Raw genomic sequence first — 24,492 nt, forward strand, 5'->3', positions numbered from 1 at the left:
TACGGACTACGTTCTTCATCTAGCCTATGCTGTTTTTTTCACAGCAATCATACTTCCCACTATGTAAGCGATAAACGCAAAGCAAATTGGGAAGACAACTGTATGTATACCGAACGGATTTGGGTAGAAAAGATGAATACACATATATGAGCCTACCCCAACTAAAATGGAAGCAAGCGCTCCAGTTGCATTCCCTTTTCTCCAATATAACCCTAAGACGATCGGCCAAATGAATGCTGCTTCTAATCCACCGAAAGAAAATAAATTTAACCATATTAAAAAATCTGGTGGTTTAATCGCCGCTGCATAAACGAGCAGTCCTACAATACCCGTAATCCACAAACTTCCTTTTTTTATCGTACTGTCTGCTGCATCTTTATTTATGTAATTTACATATATATCTTTAATAATCGATGAACTTACAAGTAACAATAGCGAATTTACTGTAGACATAATCGCTGCCATTGGTGCCGCTAAAAAAACGCCAGCTAGCCAAGGCGGCAACACTTCCATCGCGAGTAGCGGCATGACTTTATCTGGTACCGTTATACCAGGAAGTACTACTCGTGCAAATACACCCGTTAAATGCATCCCGATCATAATTGTACCAACGACAACCGTTCCAATGATTAGAGCTTGATGCATAGCTTTTGAATTTTTATAAGACATAGCACGTACACTAATTTGTGGTAAACCGACAACGCCAATTCCAATTAAAATCCAAAACGATGTAACATATGATTTCGTTAAACTACCATCTGCTCCGAATGGTGTAATTAAATTCGGATTGATTTGAACAAGTTCCTGCATAATCTTTTCAATTCCACCACCAGCAATAACAGTAGCAACTAAAATGATTGTCGTTCCAACTAACATAATGATACCTAATAACGTATCTGATAACGCAACTGCGCGGAACCCACCAATTAATACGTACACAAGTACAGAAAAAGTAAATAAAAATAGTGCAGTTGTATAAGATAGACCTGTTAGCGACTCAATTAATCGTCCACCGCCGACCCACTGGGCTACTGTTGCTGAAAATAAAAAGATAATAATACATAACGCCGAAAGTATAACAACCGCTTTATTATTGTATCTTCCTTTTAAATAATCGATAAGCGTAATTGCTTCCATCTTCCTAGCAATAATTGCAAACTTTTTACCGATAACCGTTAAAACGATATACCCTGTTACAACTTGAATCGCAGATAATAATACCCATCCAAGTCCCATATTGTAAGCAATACCAGGGCCACCAATGAAACTACTTGCACTACCGTACGTAGCAATCATTGTCATCGCTAATAATAAACCGCCAAGCTCACGTCCACCAAGAAAATATTCTTGCAAAAATTTATTATGAGCTGTTGCTTGTACGCGTCTTGAAGCATATATACCAATTAAAAATACAACGATAAACGAAATTATCATTGGAATGATTACATACCAATTCATCTATTATTCCTCACTTTTTTCTTCCTCATCGAGTGAAATATCTTGAAATACAAAACGAACAACTAAACTAAGCAAAATAACCATTACGACAAATCCAACAATACAACTATAAAAAAACCATGCTGGAAAACCGAATACATATGTATATTCACTTGGATTTTTACTACCAAGCCCATAAGCAAATCCGTACCATATTATAAAATTGATAATAGCAAGTCCAAGACCAATTAACGCTTCTCTATGGGCAATTCGAAAGCGTGGATCATCATGATAACTCTTCATTTTCTCCCTCCTCTCACGATGTATTATTGTACCATTGTTCTTCTAGTTTTTCCTACTAGAAAGCAAAAACAAGCAGGATTTTTTATAATTATATAGAAAACTCTCTTACATTACATATTTTTTACAATTGTAACACAAATGAAATTTGAATTTTCAGTAATTGTTAATTATGATTTTAATTAGAGGCTTTCCATCTAGTTCCTACATCCTTGATTTCGGAATAAACGCCGTCTCGTACTGCGTTTACATTATATTTTCAAGGGGGTTATACAATGAGTCAACTAGCTGTAAATCTTCATGAAAAGGTAGAAAAGTTTCTTCAAGGCACGAAAAAGTTATATGTGAATGGATCTTTCGTTGAAAGCGCTTCCGGTAAAACGTTTAAAACGCCTAACCCTGCAACTGGCGAAACACTTGCCATCGTTTCTGAAGCTGGTCGCGAAGATATTCATAAAGCTGTAGTCGCAGCTCGCATGGCTTTTGACGAAGGTCCTTGGTCTCGCATGAGCACTGCTGAACGAAGCCGCCTTATGTACAAGCTTGCCGATTTAATGGAAGAACATAAAGAAGAGCTTGCACAGCTCGAAACGTTAGATAATGGAAAGCCAATCCGTGAAACAATGGCAGCAGACATACCACTTGCAATTGAGCATATGCGCTATTATGCTGGCTGGGCGACGAAAATCGTTGGTCAAACAATTCCTGTTTCCGGTGATTACTTTAACTATACACGCCATGAAGCTGTTGGTGTCGTTGGTCAAATTATCCCTTGGAACTTCCCGCTTCTTATGGCAATGTGGAAAATGGGAGCGGCGCTTGCTACAGGATGTACAATCGTTTTAAAACCTGCAGAACAAACTCCACTATCCGCTCTATACTTAGCTGAATTAATTGAAGAAGCTGGATTCCCGAAAGGTGTTATTAATATCGTTCCTGGATTCGGTGAATCAGCTGGACAAGCTCTCGTTAATCATCCACTCGTTGATAAAATTGCATTTACTGGTTCTACTCCAGTTGGCAAACAAATTATGAGACAAGCATCCGAATCATTAAAACGTGTTACTTTAGAACTTGGTGGTAAATCACCAAATATTATTTTACCAGACGCCGACTTATCTCGCGCTATTCCTGGTGCACTTTCTGGTGTTATGTTTAACCAAGGACAAGTATGCTCTGCTGGATCACGCTTATTTATTCCGAAGAAAATGTATGATAATGTCATGGCTGATCTCGTCCTTTATTCTAAAAAATTAAATCAAGGTGCTGGTCTAAGTCCAGAAACTACAATCGGTCCTCTCGTTTCCGAAGAACAACAAAAACGTGTAATGGGCTTCATTGAAAAAGGGATTGAAGAAGGCGCTGAAGTACTTTGCGGAGGAAGTAATCCATTTGATCAAGGCTACTTCGTTTCTCCTACAGTATTCGCCGACGTCAATGATGAGATGACAATCGCAAAAGAAGAAATTTTCGGCCCAGTTATTTCTGCAATACCGTTTAACGATATTGATGAAGTAATTGAACGTGCGAATAAATCACAATTTGGCTTGGCAGCTGGTGTATGGACAGAAAATGTTAAGACAGCACACTATGTTGCAAGTAAAGTACGCGCAGGTACAGTATGGGTAAACTGTTATAACGTCTTTGATGCAGCATCTCCATTTGGAGGATTTAAACAATCTGGTCTTGGCCGTGAAATGGGATCTTACGCATTAAATAACTATACAGAAGTGAAGAGCGTTTGGTTAAACTTAAATTAAATCGAAAGAACCTGATCCACTCGGTCAGGTTCTTTTCATTATGTATTCCTTTAAACTTGCAGCCCTCCGCTCACATTTAATACTTCTCCTGTAATATAGGATGCGTATTCTGACGCTAAAAAGGCCGCCGCGTTCGCAATATCTTCTGGCGTTCCAATTCTACCAACCGGAATCGCTCCAACCATTTTTTCTTTTACTTTATCCGGTATTGTTTTTGTCATATCCGTATCCATAAATCCTGGACAAATTGCATTACAAGTAATACCGAAGCTTCCAACTTCTTTCGCTGCTGTTTTCGTTAAACCGACAACGCCAGCTTTCGTTGCCGCATAATTTGCTTGTCCAATATTCCCTTCTCTACTTATTGAAGAAATATTAATAATGCGCCCATATTGTTGTTGTCTCATATAAAGAAGAGCTGGCTGCATACAATAAAAAACGCCAGTTAAGTTTACTTGTAATACTTGTTCCCAAGCTGATTTCTCCATCTTATGTAACATTGCATCTTTTGTAATTCCAGCGTTATTTACTAAAATATGCAGTGTCCCAAATTTTTGAACTGCATACTCAATTAATGATTTCGCTTCATTTTGATTACTTACATCACATCGATATAAGCTTACTTCATATCCTTCGTCCGATAATTCACGTGTCGTTTTTTGTAGTTTTTCTTCATTTACATCACTAATTAAAACTTTAGCCCCAAGCCTAGCAAAAACTCGTGCAATTTCTTTTCCAATTCCTTGGGCGCCACCTGTTACAACAGCTGTTTTCCCATTTAAAAATTCCATCCCTATCCCCCATTTCTATTACTTATACTGTATATTTCGGCTTTTTGCTTTCCAAATCCTCTTTGTATAAAAAAGTCTATTTGTGTCAAACTAACTTTGCAACGTCGCATAAAGTGAAACTTTAATCAGTGGGAAGTTTGTTCATCCCCCACTGATTATCAGCCCTCACCAATCGGGCAGTTAATCTCCCACCTAGCTTCTTTGTTCCATCTGAATTTTGAGGTGGGAGTTTTACTACCCGTTATGCGGGATAAAGTGCAAGGAGATTGTGTCGAATGAACAAAAAAAATTTCAAACAAAGCAAAGCCACTGATGGTATTGATGTTGAGTTCTCTCGTGAACTCGCTGACCACAATGACTTAGAAGCAAACGCACGTGCAAATGCCGCTGATGCACGTCAAAAACGCCAGTCAACAGAAAAATAAGGGTAAATCATAACCTTATTCTTTTCAACAGGGACCTACTACCCAACAAAATAAACCGAGAAACATCTCTCGGTTTATTTTTTGTATTTCTTTGCATAATGCGCCAAAGTAAGTAACGGATATATATGAGCGTAGCTATGGTAATGAATATAAAACCCACCTGGTAAAGCTGTTCCAGTAGGATATTTCTCATTTACATAAGGATTCGCAAGCAAATATGAAATACCTTTTCGAATAGCTGGTGTTTCTTTATCATAGTAAGAAATAAGAGCATCTAAAGCCCATGCTGTTTGCGATGGTGTACTAAATGGTAAAGTAGCAAATCTTTTTTCCACACTACTTTGACAAGATTCTCCCCAGCCACCATCTTCATGCTGTATATGTTCAAGCCATAAAGTTGCTCGTTTTAAAGAAGGGTGAGCAGAAGTAATTCCTAACGCCCGTAAGCCAGTCATCACTGCCCATGTACCATATATATAACAAATGCCCCATTTTCCATACCACGATCCATTTTCCTCCTGTTCATTCATTAACCAGTTGATTGCACTTTGTTTTTGTTTCTCGGGCAATTCATTTTGCGTATATGTCCCGAAAAACTCTAACACTCTGCCTGTAATATCTGGTGTAGAAGGATCTGTAATCATATCGCTTGCGTTTTCGATTGGTAAATTCGCTAATAACTTGCTTGTCACGCCTTTTTCAAATGCTCCCCAACCACCATCATTATTTTGTAATCCTTTAATCCAATTCGTCCCTTTCTTCCAAGCATCATCCACATTTCCGTTCCCTCTACTTTGTGCCAATGCTCTTAACACAGCTGTTGTATCATCAACATCAGGAACTGTCGTATTCACATCAGAAAAACCCCAACCGCCCGGAATAAGCACGGGCGCATGCACACTCCAATCAGCTTTTTTCTTATGTTGTTTTTTTAATAAATATGCTGACGCATTTTGAATCATTTTATTTTCTTTCGAAACACGAGCCTCTTGCAACGCATAACTAAGTAATGCTGTATCCCATACAGTTGACGGGGAATTTTGTAAATGGTTCCCTCTTTCCATCTTCCATATATAAGATGTTATCCCCGTTATAGCCTTTTGAATCATTGGCGATTGAATAGAATGACCTAGCGCAAGTAAAGCATAAATCATATAAAACGAAGCACTTGCGTAACTATATAACGTTCCATTCTCATCGATACGCTCTTTCATAAAACGTTCTACTTCCTCATTTCCTTTATGATGTAAGGAAAGCGGATAAGATATAATTTGTTTCACATTACCTAATAATGTTTGAAACATTGGAGATTGGTCCTCCCGAAACCATTCTCCGCCCCCGCCCGCAATATGATTTAAATTAGGCAGTAACTTTTTCCCTACACGAAACCTTTTATTTAAACACAACATCATCGGAATTAAATGGATACGTGCCGAACTACTTAATTCAAATATACTGAGGGGGGAATCATTTTGCAGAAACATAATCGGTGTTGGCAAATGAAAGAGCGAAGGATATTCATACTCTCCATGAATTGCTAATAAAAACTTCGTCATAAAATGAGCACGCGCCACTCCCCCACGTTCTGTAATAAACATTTCCGCTCGCTTCATATTCGCATCTTCTTTTGTATACTTTTTCGAAGCAAGTAGGGCAGCATAAGATTGAATGGTAGCAGATAAATTGCCCCCCATTTCATCATCATACAATTTCCATGTCCCTTCATTCGTTTGGAGTGAAGCTAATCTTTTTACAAACGGTTCTACCTCTTTATCTCTACCTAATAATTTTAATAAAAATATCATATGGCAATCAGTTAATGGTGCTCCTTCAAAACAGAATCTCCACGTACCATCTTGCCTTTGCATCGTTTGAAGTGCAGTTGTCCTTCTCGCTATTTCTTCATGCACTTTTTCATATAATAACAAGGCATTCACCTACCCTTTCGAAATCCGTATAACGATATTCAAAAAAGCAACCGAATATGTGTAAAAACAAAAAAAGCAGAACACATATTATGTTCTGCTCATAAGCAATATCCCACTCCGACAATAACCCCTAATAAAGCACCGACTACTACTTCATACGGTGTATGTCCGACAAGCTCATTTAACTTCTTATATTCTGTTTGTTTACCATGAAAAAATTCATTCAATATTTTCGCCTGTTTACTTACCGCAAGCCTTACTCCTGAAGCGTCATACATAACAATGATTGCAAAGATTGTAGCCACTGCAAATATGGTACTTTCCACACCTTCCACAACTCCAACACCTGTCGCAAGCGCTGTAACAGTTGAAGCATGAGAACTTGGCATCCCACCTGAAGCAAAAAATTTTGCAAAATCAAATTCACCCGTTTTAACTAATTTAAAGACTACTTTTGTTAACTGTGCTATAAACCACGAAATTACAGCAGCCATCAGCGGATCATTATGTAAAATTGTTTCCATGTTCTCAGCTCCCTACTAGCTATAATGGAAATTCTATATAGTATCAGTATAAAGAAAAATGCGTAGAAAATACTACGCATTATGATACTTTTGCTGATTTATTTTTTATAAATTTCGGTTGTTTCTGCACTAAAAACTTTGTCTTCGCTATTGAAAATACAAATAAAGCAACCCATATACAGAAAAATGCCATCATATGAGTAGATGTAAAATGTTCACCAAATACAAATACACCTAAAATTAAACTAATCGTTGGCGCAATATATTGTAAAAAGCCTACCATATAAAGCGGAATAAGTTGTGCTCCTTTTGCAAAATAAAATAGTGGTAGCGCTGTAACAATACCTGCTCCTATTAAAAGTAACGTCGATAGCATTGAAATAGCTCCAAATGAACCGAAACCATGTACCCCTGTCATAACGAGATAAATGAGCGCAAACGGCGTCACTAACATCGTTTCCATCGTAAGCCCAATCGTCGCATCATAGTTTAACAATTTTTTCGTTAATCCGTATAATCCAAATGAAAAGGCAAGTGATAAAGAAACCCACGGGATAGCCCCGAAACGTACTGTTAAAATGATAACCCCTACCCCAGCCAAACCAACTGCAACATATTGCCAAAAGTTTAACTTTTCCTTTAAAACGACTGTACCAAGTAAAATACTAATAAGCGGATTAATATAATAGCCAAGACTTGCTTCAATGACATGATTATGATTAACGGCCCATATGTAGACAAACCAGTTTCCGCTAATTAAAATTGAAGCAATTGTTAATGACATTAATAATTTAGGTCGTTTAAAAAGATTCACAAATTCCCCAATAAACTGGCGAAACCTCTTCGTAACAGCTAATACGATTAACATAAAAACGAACGCCCAAACAATGCGGTGTGCTAATATTTCATCTGCTGGAACTTCCTCAACCCATTTCCAATAAATCGGTAGGATTCCCCACATCGTATAAGCACCAGCCGCATATATAATCCCTTTTTTTTGCTGTGCTGATTGACTCCCCATCTTCCTTTTTCTCCTCTTCTCATTTTTTCTCCATTATACGGTTTCATATGCTCACTTTACCAATAATCAATCTGTAATTCTTTCGACATTTCTCATATAGCGAAAAATAAACATACCGTTATTACAACAAGTAACGGTATGCCGAAAACAAATTTCTTTTTATGCGTTTTATGGTGAAACATATACATACCGATCCAAGCTCCAACAGCTCCTCCAGCTGCCGCTGATAAAAACAACGTGCTTTCTGGCGTTCTCCACTGTTTCTTCTTTGCTTTTCGTTTATCAAGCCCCATAAGGCTAAAAGCTATAACATTAATAATAATAAAATAAATCCATTTCATCGCTTTCTCTCCCTATGAAAAATTCGCTTAATGGTAACATGAAAAAACGATAGAAACAACTGAAGAACACTTTTTAGCAAACTAGTTTCATTCCTTTATTTTAATTGATTATCTTTACCTTTATATAATCAATATAAAGCGCGATTACAGCTATTAAAAAGAAAGATGTTATGAACAGTATTTTATATTTCACTTCCTTCACCCACCACAACCACATCATCAAAAAAACTTCTCTCAATCTCTTTCTCATCAAAATGAAGAACAACAATTAACCCTACATATAAAGAAACAAAATTCAAAAACCATTCCCCATTATCATCTTGCTTAGCTAAACATTTAAATATCTCTTGAAATTGCATACGTTCATCAGAAGCAACGATCGGACGCACACCAAAATATTTCAACACAAGATTTAACTTAAGATTTATAGATAAAGACAAACTATATTTTAAGAACTCTGTATAATTTGCAACATTTTTTTCGCTATACAGTTTCACAAGCATTTGATGTAAAGTAGGAATCGATAATTCTACGTCAGTCACTTTTGTTGTTTCTATCGTTTCAATCATCTTTTTCATATCCATCACATTCACCCCTTCTGAAAAAACTTTAAAGCCAGAAAGTATCTAATTCATAATGTGCAATAATTGTGCATTTCTCTTCTCTCGTTCTTCTTCACTGACTAAGTCATACTTTTTTAATAAATGAAAGATGTCGTTTAATATTTCCTGCGAATGTTTATTTTGCAAAAATCCATTCAAATCTTTGAAAAGAATTTCAGATAAAAAATCCTTTTGACTTTCAAGCTTATTCATTACATCTTCAATAGAATGATCAATATTACATGCCATATTAAACTTCCTCCTCTATCCTCTATAAATAATATCTTCTGCTAATGCAGTAAATACTTCTCCAACGAGAGAGTCTTCATCATATACAGATGAATCGTTATTTTCTTCACGTTTTGCAAAAGGTATTTGTGCAATTACTTCTGTTTGCAATTGTTCTGCTAACATTTCGCCGCCCCCTTTTCCGAAGAGATAATTTTTCGATCCATCTTGCTCTTCGTAATAAGCCATATTTTCCACAATTCCTACAATCTCGTGTTTTGTATATTTTGCCATTACGCCTACTCTAGAAGCTACAAATGAAGCTACATTGTGCGGCGTTGTAACGATAATTTCTTTCGCCTGTGGGATCATCGCTGCAACATCAATGGCAACATCTCCTGTACCAGGTGGTAAATCGAGAAGTAAATAATCTAAATCTCCCCAGTGTGTATTCGCAAGGAAGTTTTGAATCCATTTATTTAACATCGGTCCACGCCACATGACTGGATTATTTCCTTCTGTAAAAAATCCCATTGACATAATTTTAACACCGTGACTAACGACTGGAATTGCTGTTTGATCAATCATTGTTGGTTTTTGATTCGTTTCCATCATAGCCGAAATGCTAAAACCATATATGTCTGCATCTAAAATCCCAACCTTTTTACCCATTCTAGCTAAGGCAGTAGCAAGATTAATTGTCACCGTTGATTTTCCGACTCCGCCTTTCCCACTCGTTACAGTAATAAAATGTACACCTGAATCATGACGGAGCATGCTTGGCATACCTGTTTCTGTTCTACTATTTTTCTTTAATTTTTCTGTTAGCATAGCTCTTTCTTCTTGTGTCATCGAACCAAATGTTACATCCACTTTAGATGCACCAATTGCGTGAAGGGACTCTTCCACATCTTGTTGAATTTTCGCCTTTAATGGACAACCTTGAATGGTTAACACTACTTCAAGCTTAACCTCTGTTCCATGTATTTGTACATTTCTAACCATATTTAATTCTACAACACTTTTGTGTAACTCTGGATCCTCTACATGTTGTAATGCGTTCATTACTTGTTCTTGAGTAAGCATAGAGCTCATCCCTTCTCTTATTCTAATTTATATATAGCATCTTCTTATTACTTCAACTGATGAAAGTTTCCATCTATTTTTTATTGTCTTTAATAGTCCTCGTTGCGAGAAAGCATTATTATCCCCCACTTACAGGCGGGATTAATGCGACGATATCTCCAGCTTTTATCATCTCTTCATTCGTTACAAACTCTTCATTAATTGCAACCATTACTGTATCCAAAGATTGCAAATGATAACTATCTTTCAACCATTCATTTAATTGTCCAACAGTCATTTCTTTTTTTTCTGAAATTATTAATTGATCCGATCCGACTTCCTCACGCAAATTTGCAAACAGTAAAATTGTAATCATTTTCTCATTATTCCTTCTTCGGTTTTCCTTCTGTATATGATGTATTTTCAAGTTGATCTCCAATCCACATCGTTCCATCTTCCCAAAATTCTTTTTTCCAAATTGGAACGATGCGTTTTATGCGTTCAATCGCGTACTCATTCGCTTCATAAGCTACTTTACGATGCGGTGATGAAACTGCAATAACTACCGCAATATCCATTATTTCCAGCCGCCCTACACGGTGCGTAATGGCTACTTGTGCGTCCGGCCATTTCCCGTTAATTTCCTCACCAATTCTTGTAAGTTGTTTTACTGCCATCGGTTTATATGCTTCATACTTTAAATGTAGCGTTCGTTTTCCTTTTGTTAATTCTCTCACCGTACCAATAAATGTTGTAATCGCACCCGCTTCTCTTCTTGCGACTTTATTCGTTACTTCTTCCACTAAAATTGGTTTTTCTACAATCTCAAATAGTGATTGCCCCATTAGAAACACCTCTCTTATAAAATGTCCAAGGCCATTCACTACCTTCGTTATCTTCTAATAAAAGAACATCGACAAACATTTCTTTTTTATATCCTCTTGTCCCGCCTGGCAATACGATAAAAGCGTTCGATTCTGCTAATGAAGAAACCGAGCTAGACTTATCAAATCCTGATGGATATGCAATTAATTGCCCTTCATTACATGTCAGTTTTGCTCGTACAAATCTTGTAAATGGATTTGGTTTCAGAAAATCTTTTCCTAATAATGCTTTTTCTCTTTTCAAATGCGCTTTTTCACTAAACATATACGCACGAATACATGGTCTTACAAACAACTCAAATCCTACATAACATGCTGATGGATTTCCTGATAAACCAAATAATAGCTTGCCATTTAATTGTGCTACAGTCGTTACACTTCCTGGTCGCATTGCAACCTTATTGAAAAGAACGGATGCACCTAACCTTTCATATATAGCTGGTAAATAATCGTAATCTCCTACTGATACACCGCCCGTTGTAATGAGCATATCTACTTGACTTAACGCATCTTTCACAGCTGTAAAACACGTATCAAAATCATCACTAAACTTCCCAAAGTATTTTACTCTTCCGCCCACTCTTCGAATTTGAGACAGTATCATGTACGTATTACTATTTCGAATTTTCCCTGGCTCTAGCGACTCATTTACATCAAGTAATTCACTACCAGTCGCTAATAGTCCAATTACTGGCTTTTTCGCAACTGGCACTTCACTATAACCGAATGTAGCAAGAAGAGCTGAAATACCTGGATTAATGTACGATCCTTTCTTTGCAAGAACCGTTCCTTTACGAGCATCTTCACCTTGAAAAGAAATATTATCACCCGTTTTGAATGAGCGTTTCACTTCCATATAATCGTTCCCATTATCCTCATATTGACGAGTCAGTTCTAACATAACAACCGCATCACAACCATTTGGAATTTGTGCTCCTGTCATAATTCGAACTGCTTGAAACGAACCTACTTTCTCATCGAATAGTGATCCTGCGCCAATTTCACCAACTACTTCAAATACAATTGGCTTTTCATAACTTGCTAAATTCGTATCTTCTGCTCTAATAGCAAACCCATCATACGGTGAACGATTGAATGAAGGTACGTCATAATCAGCTACTAAATCCTCCGCTAATATACGTCCGTAAGCTAATTCAATAGGTAGTAGCTCTTTTAAGCCATTGTTAGCAAATCCCATCACTTTTCGAATAGCTTCTGCAACCGTAATTGGCACTCTTCTTTCCATTATTGACAACCCTTTCTATTAACCGAATAAGCGATAATATAGTTGTTTCGCTTTTGGAATTTCGTTTGTACCATGAATGAACACACGACCATCTTGAAAAATAACGACGCGATAATCCTCTAATTGACAAGATAGTAAATATGGATTCCGCTCTACTCCCCCAAGTTTTTTTAATACTTTTTCTACGTCATCAAAATTGTATTGCCTATTTTCTATGGATCTTATTTGAACTGTATTTCTTCCGCATAAAACAGCTACCTTCGTTTGGTTTTCGTATGATAAATAAGGATAAGCTCGATTTAAACCGCACGATGGACAATCGTCCGTTTTTATTTTTCCTAGTTTTATAAAATGATTTTGATTACTCCATATATCAAACATGAAAAACGTCTTTCTAATTACTGAGTAATCTTCCACTAAAATTTTGAGTGCTTCTGCCACTTGATATGCCGCAACGATTTGAACAGCTGGACTAATAATTCCAGCCGTGTCGCACGTCACACCTATAACGGGAACATTCTTCAGTACACAATATAAACACGGCATTTTTTGCGGAATAATCGTATAACTCATACCGTACGATCCAACACAAGATCCATATACCCACGGAATATTATGTTTTTGTGATAAATCATTTATGATAAATCGAATATCAAAATTATCTGTAGCATCAATGATTACATCGACATTTTCTAATAGCCCTTCCATGTTTTCTACACTTGCATCCATTATGAAAGCATGTATTTGTACTTCTGAATTAATTTGTTCCAACCGTTTTTTAGCAGCAATTGCTTTCGGGATTTTCCCTCTTGCATCTTCTTCAGAGTAAAGTTGTTGTCTTTGTAAATTACTCCACTCTACGTAATCACGATCAATAATTGTCAACTTACCAATACCTGCACGCACGAGACTTTCTGCACTTGTACTTCCTAATGCACCTGCTCCTACAATTAACACATGCTTATTCCGAATTTTTTCTTGCCCTTTACTCCCGATTGGTTTGAACAACTGTTGCCGAGAATACCGCTCCTCCATTGCATACCCTTCCTTTCAAGAAATCTATTTCACATTAGAGTCTTGTTTTTGATAACAAGCAAAGTAAGCAAACCCTACAAATCCAGCTCCTCCAATGACATTTCCGATAAAAACAGGAACAAAGTTTTTAGCAAGGTCCAGCCACGTCAGATGGCCTGCAAAAATAACCGCTGATATGACAAACATATTTGCTACTACTTGTTGAAATCCAATCACTACAAATGCCATAATTGGAATCCAAATCCCAATTATCTTTCCGACAAAATCACTCGTCCCGTAAGCGAGCCAAAGCGCAAGACAAACGAGCCAATTACAACCAATCGCCAAAATTAAAGTTCTCCCAAACGATTCGTGTAACTTCCCTTCCGCTATCGCTAACGTTTTATTTAAATAATCTCCCTCTGTTAATCCGCCAAGATGTCCAAAGCAATACGCAACGAAAATTGCACCAACAAAGTTCATTACAGTAATCCAAGCCCAATTATTCAGTACACTTATCAATGAAATTTTCTTTGCATAAAGCGCCATAGACAGTGACATCATATTTCCTGTAATCAATTCTCCTCCTGCTAACACTACGAGCATAAGCCCAATAGGAAACACTGCTCCTCCTAAAACATTCACTAAACTTCCCCAATGCTCCGGCAAATTACCTAAAACTCGAATGTTAAGTAAAAATCCTAATGATATAAATGCTCCTCCTAAAAAACCGAGAATAAGCATTGCTGGCAGCGTCTGGCTTACTTTTTGAACACCGGCCTCGATTACGATTTCAGCAATTTGTTCCGGTTTATGAAATGCCATTACCAATTCCTCCATTTTCTCCAAATAAAAAAGCAGCTTCAAAAAACCTCCTCAAAATAAAGGTTTTTGAATGCTGCTTAATGTCTCTGCACATCTTTTACAGAGAAATCAATCATCACTTTTACTATGAAATAGAAAGTCCACATCTCTTGCACACTTTCCATTTTCCACTATTATGTCAGCCTTATATATTAACCACCGATATGTGACATTTCAATTTTAGGCATTGTTTTCTTATTAGTATGACTTAAGCGTTCGTCTGAATATCGATTTTCTCGATTATTCCAAATGTCGTGAATTACAGCTGTAATTTCCTCATCCGTATCCCCCGATCGAAGCAATGCTCTCAAATCATTTCCTTTAGAAGCAAATAAACAAGTATACAATTTTCCTTCTGCAGAAATGCGAGCTCTCGTACATGATGAGCAGAAAGAATCAGTTACAGATGAAATAATACCTATTTCCTCATCACTGCCTATATAACGGTACCTAGTAGCTACTTCACCTGGATAATTTGCTTCTATCCGTTCTAACGGCATAACCTCACGAATTGTATTTACTATTTCTTGTTTGGAAATAACTTCACCTAACTCCCAACCGTTATAATTTCCAACGTCCATATACTCAATAAAACGAAGAATATGCTTATTTTCCTTAAAGTATTGCGCCATCTGCAAGATGTCCTGTTCGTTTTTCCCCTTTTGAACGACCATGTTTATTTTAATTTTCATACCAACTTCAGCCGCAGCCTGTATACCCTCAAGAACCCTTTGCACTTTGCTTCTATTACCATTTAAATAGAAAAAGCGCTCTTCTTCTAAGGAATCCAGACTAACTGTCACACGTGATAACCCCGCTTTATATAAATCAGGTGCAAACTTTTTAAGTAACGATCCATTTGTTGTTAAACCGATATCCTCCACACCATCTATTTTATTAAGCCGCTCAATAAGCTCTGGAAGCCCTCTTCGAAGTAACGGCTCTCCGCCTGTAATCCGTAACTTTCTCACACCTAAAGAAACGAAAATACGTGTTATCCTTTCAATCTCATCAAAAGATAAAATTTTATCATTAGACAAAAACGAATAATCAGGACCAAATATTTCTTCTGGCATACAATATCGACAGCGAAAATTACAGCGATCAGTAACTGAAATACGTAAATCCTTTAACGGACGATGCAATTTGTCTAATGTAATTGATTTCATCTTCCTTGCCTCACTTTTACTTATTTTATATTTAAAACACGTTCTGGATGCGTATATATATTTAAAGACTGATTACGAATAAACCCTATCGTAGTAATCCCTAACTCTTCCGCTAACTGCAAAGCTAATTCAGTTGGCGCTGATTTTGACAGTATAATTTCACAGCCGATTTTTGCAACTTTCAATAATATTTCTGAAGAAATACGACCACTAAAAACAATGATTTTATCTTTTATAGAAATATTATTTTTTAAACAATAACCGTAAATTTTATCTAGCGCATTATGCCTACCAATATCCATTCGGCCTAAAATAATACCATTTACATCACATAAAGCTGCGTTATGCACTCCGCCAGTATGTCGAAATGTATCCGCAGATTGCTGCATTTCATTCATTAAATGAAAACAATCTTCGACAGCAACCTTTACATGGACACCATTCATTTTCTTTACGCTTAGTGCATCATTTGCAAAAACAAACCCTTGCCTACTCATACCACAGCACGAAGTAATATAACGTTTATTTTGCATTTGTTCGTAATACGGGTTTATTTTTGTTGTCGTTACATGTACAAATCCTTCTTTCTCCTGTACCCATATGTCATCAATATCTTCATACTTCCGAATGATTCCTTCAGATGCTAAGAAGCCTATTACCATATCTTCTATATATTCTGGAGTACTAACCATTGTAACAAACTCCTGTCCGTTCATTTTAATTGTGACTGGAAACTCTGTTACAATGCTGTCCTCTATATGCTTAAACACCCCTTGTTCATAACGGAAAACTTCTCTTTCTACCTGTATCGGTTTCACGATCAGTATCCTTCTCTCACGTTATATTTTTATCAAAAACAAATACCGAAACAGCAATATCTTCTTCTACTTTCATATCTGAAAATAAGTTCACTAATTTCGCTCCAACAAGTTCCTCCAAATGTTCACGAGAATTCGCAGCGTAAACTTCTTGGATCATTTTCGTTCTAGCCATATGAACCATTTCCGCGCCATCCATCGTACTTGAAATGAATTTCTCAGTAGGTGTTAAGTTCCCATACAGTGTTGCAATCGCCATATTTTCAGCAAATACAGTATGAATTCGTTCTGGTCCTTTTCCGAATAGTTCCTTTCGGAGTTTTCGTATCATATCATTAAATTCATGTACCTTTTTCGTCATAAAATCATACCTCCTAAAAGCCTCATTTTACTTTATTATATATTTTACCAAAATGATCTTTTCGCCCAAACTATTTCGTACAAATATTTGGACGAAAAGGTAAACTTCATGAAGTTTATTCGTCTTTTAATCCTTTACCCATACCTTTTAGGAAATGAAGACCAAACCCGATAGCACGGTTAATATCTGGATCTTTTAATACTTTCATAAGATCGAATATCCCCACTTTTTTATTACTTTCTAGATGCTCATTACCTTCTTCCAGTCCTACTAATAAACTACCTATAAGTTTTTTCGTAAGTTCTGGGTCAAGTTCTGTTAAAGCACCTGCAGCACCCATCATATTATTAATTAAATTTGTAACAGGTTTACGAGTTACTTGACCGAGAACGATCTTTGCGATTGGTTCTTTCGCTTTCAGCATAGAATTTGCTGCTTCTAGCATGCCAATATCATTTAATTCCCCGACAATATGAAACATTTGATTTAAAGCTTCTTCATTATTAGCTAGAAGCTCCTTTAAATCCTCTAACTTTTGCTGTTTTATTTCTTCCTCAGTTAATTCATGTTTTTGAATCGTTTTAATAGGTGCAGCCATATTTTTCTCCTCCCTACTTATCCGTTAAATGTACATACCCTGGACGTGCCCACTTACGATCTACCTCAATACCAGCTTGAGGATGACGTTTTTTATTACGCGGGTTCGCTTTTGGCATCGGATTTTCGCCATTAACTTCTAACACTTCCATGCGCACTTTCGTCTGTTTATAAGCAGGTGTATTCGTACGTACGTCAACAGCAGGGCCTGTTAAGAAATTAATTGCCGATTCATTATCTGTAGAGTTCATCGGTACATATAACTCATTCGCTTTTACACGATCCGTTACAAGTGCCCGTAATTTTAGTGCTCCAAAAGGAGAAACAAGGCGCACTAATGAACCTGTTTTCACGCCACGTTCTTTTGCAAGTTCTGGAGAAACTTCAACAAAAACGCCAGGTACTTTCGTTTGAATACCTGTTGATTTATTTGTCATATTTCCTTCATGGAAATGTTCTAACATACGACCGTTGTTAATGTGAAGGTCGAACTCCGCTGGGAATTCAGCTGGACGTACCCAGTCAGCAATCGCAAAACGCGCTTTTTTATCTGGGAAATTAAATCCATCTTGGAAAAGTAGCGGTGTATTCGTTCCATCAAAACTTCCCCAATGGAAACTATTCCATCCTTCAAGTACTTCATAGTTTGCTTGTGAGAATAGCGGTGATAAGCTTGCCATTTCAGCAAAAATTTCACTTGGGTGACTATAATTCCAGTTTGCACCTAATTTATTCGCAATCTCCTGCACGATCCACCAGTCTGGCTTCGCATCACCAAGTGTAGGAAGAACTTGATACAATCTTTGCACACGTCTCTCTGTATTTGTGAAAGTACCTTCTTTCTCAAGAGATGGTGCTGCCGGTAATACAACATCTGCGTATTGAGCAGTTTTAGAAAGGAAAACATCTTGTACAACGAAGAAATCAAGGCTTGATAACACTTCATGTACATGATTTGCATTCGAGTCTACAAGAGCCATATCCTCTCCGACAAGATACATAGCTTTCATCTTTCCTTCTTCAATTGCGTGAAGCATTTCAATATTATTAAGACCTGGTTCACTATCAATTTCCACTCCGTAAGCCATTTCAAATTTCGTACGTTCCATATCGTTCGTAACGTGCTGATATCCAGGAAGCCATCCTGGTAAAGTTCCCATATCACAAGCACCTTGTACGTTATTATGACCTCGAAGTGGGTAGGCACCTGCACCTGAACGACGATAATTCCCTGTTGCAAGAAGTAAGTTTGAAATTGCAGCGGAAGTATCAGAACCACCTGTATTTTGCGTTACCCCCATACCCCAAAGGATACATGTACCATCTGCATCACGAATCATTTCAGCCATTTGGATAAGTGTTTCTGTTGAAATACCTGTTACTTCTTCTGCATATTCAAGTGTATATTCTTTTAAGCTCTCTTTAAAATCTTCAAAGAAGTTTACATTTTCATTAATAAACTCCTGATCATGCCAACCTTGATCAATCATATATTTCGCAACAGCCATTAACCATACTTGGTCTGTTCCTTGTTTTGGACTAATAAAGACATCTGATCGCTCTGCCATTTCTGTTTTACGAAGATCCGCTACAATTAACTTTTGTCCGTGTAATTTATGTGCCCGTTTAATACGTGTAGCTAAAACAGGATGACCTTCTGTCGGATTACATCCTACAATAATAACAAGACCAGATTGCGCAATATCTTTAATCGTTCCTGCATCACCGCCCATACCAATTGTACGGAATAAACCATCCGTTGCTGGTGATTGGCAATAACGTGAGCAATTATCAATATTATTCGTTCCAAATACTTGCCGAGCTAATTTTTGAATGACATAATTGTCTTCATTCGTAATTTTAGAGGAAGAGATAAATCCGATAGAACCTTTGCCATACTCTTCTTTAATAGCGCCTAATTTATTTGCAACTACATTCAGTGCTTCTTCCCATGTAGATTCAACAAACGTTCCATTTTTACGAATTAATGGTTTCGTAATTCGTTCTTTAGAATTTACGAAGTCCCAACCAAATTTCCCTTTTACACAAGTTGAAATTGCGTTAACTGGCGCATCTGAAGATGGTTGTACTTTAAGGATTTTACGCCCTTTCGTCCACACTTCAAATGAACAACCGACACCGCAAAATGTACATACTGTTTTCGTTTTCTTCGTACGAGTCTCACGCATGGCCGCTTCCACTTCTGATACCGCAAAAATACCGCTATATCCAGGCTCAACTTCTTTAATTAAATCTACCATCGGTTCAAGAATATCCGGCTTTAATCCCGTCATAAATCCAGCTTCACCAAGCATTGATTTCTCCATTAAAGCATTACAAGGACAAATCGTTACACATTGCCCACAGCTCACGCATGAAGAATCATTGATATCTACGCCATTATCCCAAATAACACGAGGACGCTCGGCTTCCCAGTCGATAGATATCGTTTCATTTACTTGTAAGTTTTGGCACACCTCTACACATTGACCACATGCGATACATTGATTAGGGTCGTAGCGATAAAACGGATGAGTCATATCAACTTCACTTACATCTACTTTTGGTTCGTAAGGATATTTTTGATGTTCAATCTCCATTAATTCTGCAGTATTATGCAGTTTACAGTTCCCATTATTGTTGTCACATACCGTACAATATAATAAATGGTTTTCTAATAATCGATCCATCGCCTCTGTTTGTGCTTCTTTCGCACGACCAGAACCGAGTTCAATGTTCATACCTTCCGTCGCCACTGTCGAACAAGATCTCATCAACTTTCCATCAACTTCTACAATACAAGTGTCACACGTTTGAATAGGGTCTACTTCTGGTACATAACAAATTTGCGGATGTTCAATCCCGTTGTCATTAATGATGCCTAATATCGTTGAACCGGGCTCCGCTGTATACTTTTTTCCGTCAATTGTAATATGAACCATGTTGTCATTCATGGTCTTTCCCCCTTTTTGAGAATAAAAAAACTCCACCACGAAAATATACGCACCACATTTTGGGCACGTTATCATCATGGTGGAGTAGTGTATTAGCACATCTTGCTAAAATACCAATCCATTTATTCATAAATAAAACGATAGATTCATAACAGGTCATATCACGATTCCATCTTTAACACTATTATTATAGCGTTAAAGTTAAAAATATACAATATGTAATTTAAACTACGCATATGTCTGCATGCAACTATCCATAATAACCCATATAAAGTGAAACTTTAATCAGCCTTAACCAATCGGACTTTTACGGGTAGCCCGTTAATCCGGGATAAAACATAACAAGGAGAAAGTGAACAAATGGGGTCTTTTAACAAATGGATACGCGGTGAAAAATCTTTTTCTGCACAAGAGCAAGCTGATCATACATTACATAAACCTATTTCTTCTTCTCTTCCACTTAATTTAAAACACTTGTCCAAGTTATTTAGTGGTATTCCAGAATTAATTACACGTACTTTTCCGTTAAAAAACGGCCAAGAGGCTGCTCTTATATATATGGAAGGACTTGTAGATAAAACTGTTATTAATGTAGATATTCTTCGTCCTCTTTTATTTAAAGAGTGGAATGAGGACGATTTTTGGGAATCTTCCGTTTCTATCGGAAATATAAAAAAGGTTCAGAAGTGGACAGACATTGAACAATCCCTTTTACATGGTAAAAGTATTTTATTTATAGATGGGCAACTATCAGCTTTAGAACTAGATACGCAAGCGGCACCAAAAAGAAGCATTGAAGAACCTACAACAGAGACATCAATAAAAAGCTCACATGAAGGATTTAATGAAGTAGCGAGCGACAGTCTCGCTCTTATTCGCCGATATATCCCAAATCGCGAATTAAAGGTGAAGGAATTCACCGTTGGCGAGCGAGCAAGTTCTAAAGTTTTTTTACTTTACCTAGCAGACATCGCAAACGAAGATGTCATACAAGAAATGACATGCCGCATTGAATCAATAAAAGTGGATGCTATTCTTACTACCGGTGAATTAGAAGGTTTTGTTGAAGATAATTCATACACGCTCTTTCCACAATTATCAATAACCGAACGTCCTGATACGACGGCCCATCACATTTTGAATGGGCGAATCGCTGTTGTTGTAGATCGCTCACCCGGCGTATTAATTGGACCTATGACCTTTTCAGCTTTTTTTCAAACAATAGATGATTACAGCTTCAGACCAATGATTCCATCTTTTATACGTCTCCTTCGTTTCACAGGATTATTTATTGCAATTTTTGCTCCTGCTCTTTATATTGCTATGATTTCCTTTCATTATGAAGTGATTCCGCTTAAATTATTGTTAACAATCGGCGAGTCTCGTGCTAAAATTCCTTTTCCACCTATATTAGAAGCACTTTTGATGGAATTAGTACTTGAAATGCTCCGTGAAGCTGCGGTTCGGCTTCCGGGTCCCGTTGGACAAACGATCGGCGTCGTAGGAGGAATTGTAATTGGACAGGCTGCAGTGCAAGCAGGAATTGTAAGTAACGTTATGGTTATCGTCGTATCCATTACTGCAGTCGCTTCTTTCATCATCCCTAACATGGAAATGTCTGCAGGGATTCGGCTACTTCGATTCCCAATGATGCTAATTGCTTCTTTATTTGGTGTCATTGGCATTATGGTTGGGATGGCAGTTATCATCATCCATATTCTTTCTATGGAATCACTTGGTGTACCATATGGTAGTCCTTTTTCTCCGTCATTTGCTTCGGATTTAAAAGACATTCTTATACGTTTACCATGGAAAGTAATGAAAAAACGACCGCTCTCTCTTAACTTAAAACAAGAAAACCGACAACGAGACGTGAAAGAAAGGAAGGAAAATAAGTGACAAATCGTGCAAAGAGGGAGATCACTTTATTTCAATACATTCTAACAATTAGTGGTGTTCAAGTTGGATTCGGCGTCCTCACGCTTCCTCGTGAAGTTGCACAAGGAGCGAATACCGATGGCTGGATGTCAACTATTATTGGATGGGCTATAACGACTTGTGTAAGTCTTTGCATTATACAAATTATGGCGAAACATCCTGGTTATTCTTTACTTGATGTATTAACACGTTATTTAGGGAACTGGCTGGGAAAAGTCGCGATGCTTCTTTGGATTTTATATGCTGTACTTGCCGCTGTTTCTTTAATATTCTCCCTCTTATATGTCATTCATATTTGGATTTTACCTAGATCTCCAATGTTTTTAATTATGATTTTGCTTTCTATTCCAATGGTTATGCTAGCATGTAAAGGTGTTCTCATTATAAGTCGCTACGCTGTTTTTACTGTTCTATTTACTTTGTGGATGCCATTGCTATTATTTATCCCTCTTAAAGATAGTCATTGGATTTACCTTCTTCCTCTTCTTAAGGAAGGTTGGATGCCAGTTTTACACACAGTAAAATCAACTATTATTGCGTTTCTCGGATTTGAGTTTGCATTTGTCCTTTATCCTTACCTTAGTAACAAATCATCTGCAAAGAAAGGAATTGTTCTTGCAAATCTAATTACACTATTTGTTTATCTTCAAGTCACTTTCGTCTCTTTTGTTTATTTTAGCCCAGATGGTATTACAAAGTTTTTATGGCCCACTCTTTCTCTTGTTACACCATTTCACTTTTCATTTCTTGAGCGCTTTGAAATTATCTTTTTGTCATTTTATCTCTTTATTATTTTTGATTCTTGCATTCCTTATATTTTCACTGCTTCAGATGGAATCAATCAATTACTTAACAAAAAAAGCAATTCATTGCCTGTTTGGTTTTTATTATTCGGGTGTGTTTTCGTTTTATTCTTTTATACTCCTTCCTCTTATCAAATAAGTGCCTTACGGGAATTTTGGGGAACTACAAGTTATTTTATCGTTTTTCTATTCCCAGTCGTATTTCTCTTATACATGACACTTTATCAGTATTGGAAAAGGAGACAAATTTAAATGAGACGCTTTATTCATTTCACTATACTTTGCTTTCTCATAATCTTTTTAACAGGCTGTGGCGATCGGCTCGACTTAGAAAAACAATCGATTTCATTAATTTACGGGTTTGACGCAAAAGCAAAAGGTAAATTAATTGTGTACCATGTAAACCCTATTTTTAATGAAGATGTAGAGAAAAAATACGAAACCCATGTAGCGAAAGTACATACCCCTCGAGAAGCAAAAGCAACGTTTAATAGTTCAAGCAACGGTCTAGTTTCTACAGAAAAGTTACAGCTCATTTTATTTAGCAATAATTTTTTAAAACAAGAAGGTGCTATGCCTTACCTTGATGTTTGGTATCGCGACCCTAAAAACACTGGAAATATGCGTTTGGTTGCAGTAAATGGTCCCATTTCCTCTGTTATATATAATAACTTTAAAGATAAGCCTGCTCTTCCTGAGTACTTAACTGATTTAATTAATACGAACAAACTGTACAATCGGACCGTTTTTACGACATTTCATGAATTTCACAGGCAAACGTTTAATAAAGGTATAACACCTGCTATTTCAGAAATAAAAAAAGGTAAAAAAGATGTTATCGTTACCGGTTCTGCACTACTAACTTCTCGTGGAATTTATAAAATGTCATTAAATCGTTATGAAAGCGCACTTCTTCTTCTATTACAAAAGAAGGCTAATACACCAGTTTCTCTTACAATGAAGATCCCTTCTACTCGAGTTGAAAGTAATAGTAATTTAAAAGATACAGAAGGCAACGATTTCGTAACTATAAATGTTCTTAGCATGAATCGTAACATTCGTTCAGGCTATAGCGATAACCGTTTCAAATTTAATATTAAAATGAATTTAAAAATTGCTATATCTGAGATTACATTCAATATGGATTTAGATAAAGATAAAAAGAAATTAACTTCACTTATCGCAAAACAACTAAAGAAAGATTTAAACGAATTAATTCACAAAATTCAAAAACAGCAACTGGATCCATTCGGATTTGGTGATTATGCGAGGGCTTTTCAATATAAAGAATGGAAGAAGGTTGAAGACGATTGGCCTAATTCCTTTTCAAAAGCTAGCGCAAAAGTAACACCGACTATCAAAATTTTAGAAAGTGGGATTATTAAATAAAAAATACACGCTATCTGTTCTTATAAGTATAAA

Annotated in this window: 25 protein-coding genes; 5 read left to right on the plus strand and 20 right to left on the minus strand. The window is 36.8% G+C overall.

The genetic code is table 11. From position 1 onward, the window contains the following. Window positions 1-24: 24 nt before the first annotated feature. Together panF and DPQ31_RS17515 are read right to left on the minus strand one after the other, a co-directional pair. A complete protein-coding gene (panF, locus tag DPQ31_RS17510; RefSeq protein ID WP_001104810.1) occupies window positions 25-1,458 on the minus strand; it encodes a sodium/pantothenate symporter in 1,434 nt (477 codons plus the stop codon). Between the two features lie 3 nt (window positions 1,459-1,461). Next, window positions 1,462-1,740 carry a YhdT family protein gene (locus DPQ31_RS17515; protein ID WP_098911804.1) on the minus strand — a complete coding sequence of 93 codons (279 nt, stop codon included), beginning with the start codon at window positions 1,738-1,740 and terminating at the stop codon, window positions 1,462-1,464. Window positions 1,741-2,012: 272 nt separating this feature from the next. Here DPQ31_RS17515 and dhaS point away from each other — a divergent pair, with 272 nt between their 5' ends. Next, window positions 2,013-3,497, plus strand: coding sequence for an aldehyde dehydrogenase DhaS (gene dhaS / locus DPQ31_RS17520; RefSeq protein ID WP_000080298.1), 1,485 nt, complete (start codon window positions 2,013-2,015; stop codon window positions 3,495-3,497). 50 nt (window positions 3,498-3,547) lie between these two features. Here the strand turns inward: dhaS and fabG are convergent, their stop codons facing one another. After that, the gene (fabG, locus tag DPQ31_RS17525; protein ID WP_000395047.1) at window positions 3,548-4,288 is read right to left on the minus strand and encodes a 3-oxoacyl-ACP reductase FabG; all 741 of its coding nucleotides are present in this window, start codon (window positions 4,286-4,288) and stop codon (window positions 3,548-3,550) included. 275 nt (window positions 4,289-4,563) lie between these two features. On the opposite strand from fabG, the gene DPQ31_RS17530 reads away from it, so the two are divergent. Then, window positions 4,564-4,713: a YfhD family protein gene (locus DPQ31_RS17530; protein ID WP_001035815.1), complete on the plus strand. Its 150-nt coding sequence runs from the start codon at window positions 4,564-4,566 to the stop codon at window positions 4,711-4,713. A gap of 74 nt (window positions 4,714-4,787) precedes the next feature. Here DPQ31_RS17530 and DPQ31_RS17535 read toward each other — a convergent pair whose 3' ends face one another. The 17 genes from DPQ31_RS17535 to fdhF form a co-directional block, all read right to left on the minus strand. Continuing rightward, window positions 4,788-6,641: a terpene cyclase/mutase family protein gene (locus DPQ31_RS17535; protein ID WP_097958386.1), complete on the minus strand. Its 1,854-nt coding sequence runs from the start codon at window positions 6,639-6,641 to the stop codon at window positions 4,788-4,790. 98 nt (window positions 6,642-6,739) lie between these two features. After that, window positions 6,740-7,165, minus strand: a complete 426-nt coding sequence (locus tag DPQ31_RS17540; RefSeq protein ID WP_000447811.1) for a divergent PAP2 family protein — start codon at window positions 7,163-7,165, stop codon at window positions 6,740-6,742. A 79-nt stretch (window positions 7,166-7,244) separates the two neighbouring features. Further along, the gene (rarD, locus tag DPQ31_RS17545) at window positions 7,245-8,186 is read right to left on the minus strand and encodes an EamA family transporter RarD (protein WP_000535545.1); all 942 of its coding nucleotides are present in this window, start codon (window positions 8,184-8,186) and stop codon (window positions 7,245-7,247) included. Between the two features lie 92 nt (window positions 8,187-8,278). Continuing rightward, the gene (locus DPQ31_RS17550) at window positions 8,279-8,527 is read right to left on the minus strand and encodes a DUF1294 domain-containing protein (RefSeq protein ID WP_000871326.1); all 249 of its coding nucleotides are present in this window, start codon (window positions 8,525-8,527) and stop codon (window positions 8,279-8,281) included. Between the two features lie 182 nt (window positions 8,528-8,709). After that, entirely contained in the window at window positions 8,710-9,111 is a 402-nt protein-coding gene (locus DPQ31_RS17555; protein WP_098911802.1) for a hypothetical protein, read from the minus strand. A 42-nt stretch (window positions 9,112-9,153) separates the two neighbouring features. Beyond that, on the minus strand, window positions 9,154-9,378 hold the full coding sequence (locus tag DPQ31_RS17560; protein ID WP_000752368.1) for a hypothetical protein: 225 nt from the start codon (window positions 9,376-9,378) through the stop codon (window positions 9,154-9,156). 15 nt (window positions 9,379-9,393) lie between these two features. Then, window positions 9,394-10,443, minus strand: a complete 1,050-nt coding sequence (locus DPQ31_RS17565) for a P-loop NTPase (protein WP_208730804.1) — start codon at window positions 10,441-10,443, stop codon at window positions 9,394-9,396. Between the two features lie 118 nt (window positions 10,444-10,561). Further along, entirely contained in the window at window positions 10,562-10,798 is a 237-nt protein-coding gene (gene moaD, locus DPQ31_RS17570; protein WP_000628491.1) for a molybdopterin converting factor subunit 1, read from the minus strand. A 7-nt stretch (window positions 10,799-10,805) separates the two neighbouring features. Next, entirely contained in the window at window positions 10,806-11,267 is a 462-nt protein-coding gene (locus tag DPQ31_RS17575; protein ID WP_097958391.1) for a molybdenum cofactor biosynthesis protein MoaE, read from the minus strand. Continuing rightward, window positions 11,248-12,552: a molybdopterin molybdotransferase MoeA gene (gene glp, locus DPQ31_RS17580; RefSeq protein WP_208730805.1), complete on the minus strand. Its 1,305-nt coding sequence runs from the start codon at window positions 12,550-12,552 to the stop codon at window positions 11,248-11,250. Before glp ends, DPQ31_RS17575 begins: the two co-directional genes overlap by 20 nt. 18 nt (window positions 12,553-12,570) lie before the next feature. Next, the gene (locus tag DPQ31_RS17585) at window positions 12,571-13,587 is read right to left on the minus strand and encodes a molybdopterin-synthase adenylyltransferase MoeB (protein ID WP_208730806.1); all 1,017 of its coding nucleotides are present in this window, start codon (window positions 13,585-13,587) and stop codon (window positions 12,571-12,573) included. A 24-nt stretch (window positions 13,588-13,611) separates the two neighbouring features. After that, complete coding sequence (locus tag DPQ31_RS17590; protein WP_087968830.1) at window positions 13,612-14,391, minus strand: formate channel; 780 nt, start codon at window positions 14,389-14,391, stop codon at window positions 13,612-13,614. A gap of 191 nt (window positions 14,392-14,582) precedes the next feature. After that, window positions 14,583-15,599 (minus strand): GTP 3',8-cyclase MoaA, encoded by a 1,017-nt coding sequence (moaA, locus tag DPQ31_RS17595; RefSeq protein ID WP_000836455.1) that lies wholly within the window; start codon window positions 15,597-15,599, stop codon window positions 14,583-14,585. Between the two features lie 20 nt (window positions 15,600-15,619). Next, window positions 15,620-16,417, minus strand: a complete 798-nt coding sequence (gene fdhD, locus DPQ31_RS17600; RefSeq protein WP_087950586.1) for a formate dehydrogenase accessory sulfurtransferase FdhD — start codon at window positions 16,415-16,417, stop codon at window positions 15,620-15,622. Window positions 16,418-16,433: 16 nt separating this feature from the next. Continuing rightward, window positions 16,434-16,778: a Na-translocating system protein MpsC family protein gene (locus tag DPQ31_RS17605; RefSeq protein WP_000163331.1), complete on the minus strand. Its 345-nt coding sequence runs from the start codon at window positions 16,776-16,778 to the stop codon at window positions 16,434-16,436. A 115-nt stretch (window positions 16,779-16,893) separates the two neighbouring features. Then, window positions 16,894-17,376, minus strand: coding sequence for a helical membrane plugin domain-containing protein (locus DPQ31_RS17610; protein ID WP_000729911.1), 483 nt, complete (start codon window positions 17,374-17,376; stop codon window positions 16,894-16,896). Between the two features lie 13 nt (window positions 17,377-17,389). Next, entirely contained in the window at window positions 17,390-20,329 is a 2,940-nt protein-coding gene (gene fdhF, locus DPQ31_RS17615; RefSeq protein ID WP_088055892.1) for a formate dehydrogenase subunit alpha, read from the minus strand. A 360-nt stretch (window positions 20,330-20,689) separates the two neighbouring features. On the opposite strand from fdhF, the gene DPQ31_RS17620 reads away from it, so the two are divergent. The 3 genes from DPQ31_RS17620 to DPQ31_RS17630 are packed head-to-tail and all read left to right on the plus strand — an operon-like array spanning window position 20,690 to window position 24,459. Continuing rightward, window positions 20,690-22,228, plus strand: coding sequence for a spore germination protein (locus tag DPQ31_RS17620; RefSeq protein WP_097958398.1), 1,539 nt, complete (start codon window positions 20,690-20,692; stop codon window positions 22,226-22,228). Next, on the plus strand, window positions 22,225-23,322 hold the full coding sequence (locus DPQ31_RS17625; RefSeq protein ID WP_208730807.1) for an endospore germination permease: 1,098 nt from the start codon (window positions 22,225-22,227) through the stop codon (window positions 23,320-23,322). The genes DPQ31_RS17620 and DPQ31_RS17625 overlap by 4 nt, the downstream gene beginning before the upstream one ends. Then, window positions 23,323-24,459: a Ger(x)C family spore germination protein gene (locus DPQ31_RS17630; RefSeq protein ID WP_208730808.1), complete on the plus strand. Its 1,137-nt coding sequence runs from the start codon at window positions 23,323-23,325 to the stop codon at window positions 24,457-24,459. The last annotated feature ends 33 nt before the right edge of the window (window positions 24,460-24,492 follow it).

This window comes from Bacillus sp. COPE52 (genome assembly GCF_003355115.1).
Taxonomy (GTDB): domain Bacteria; phylum Bacillota; class Bacilli; order Bacillales; family Bacillaceae_G; genus Bacillus_A; species Bacillus_A toyonensis.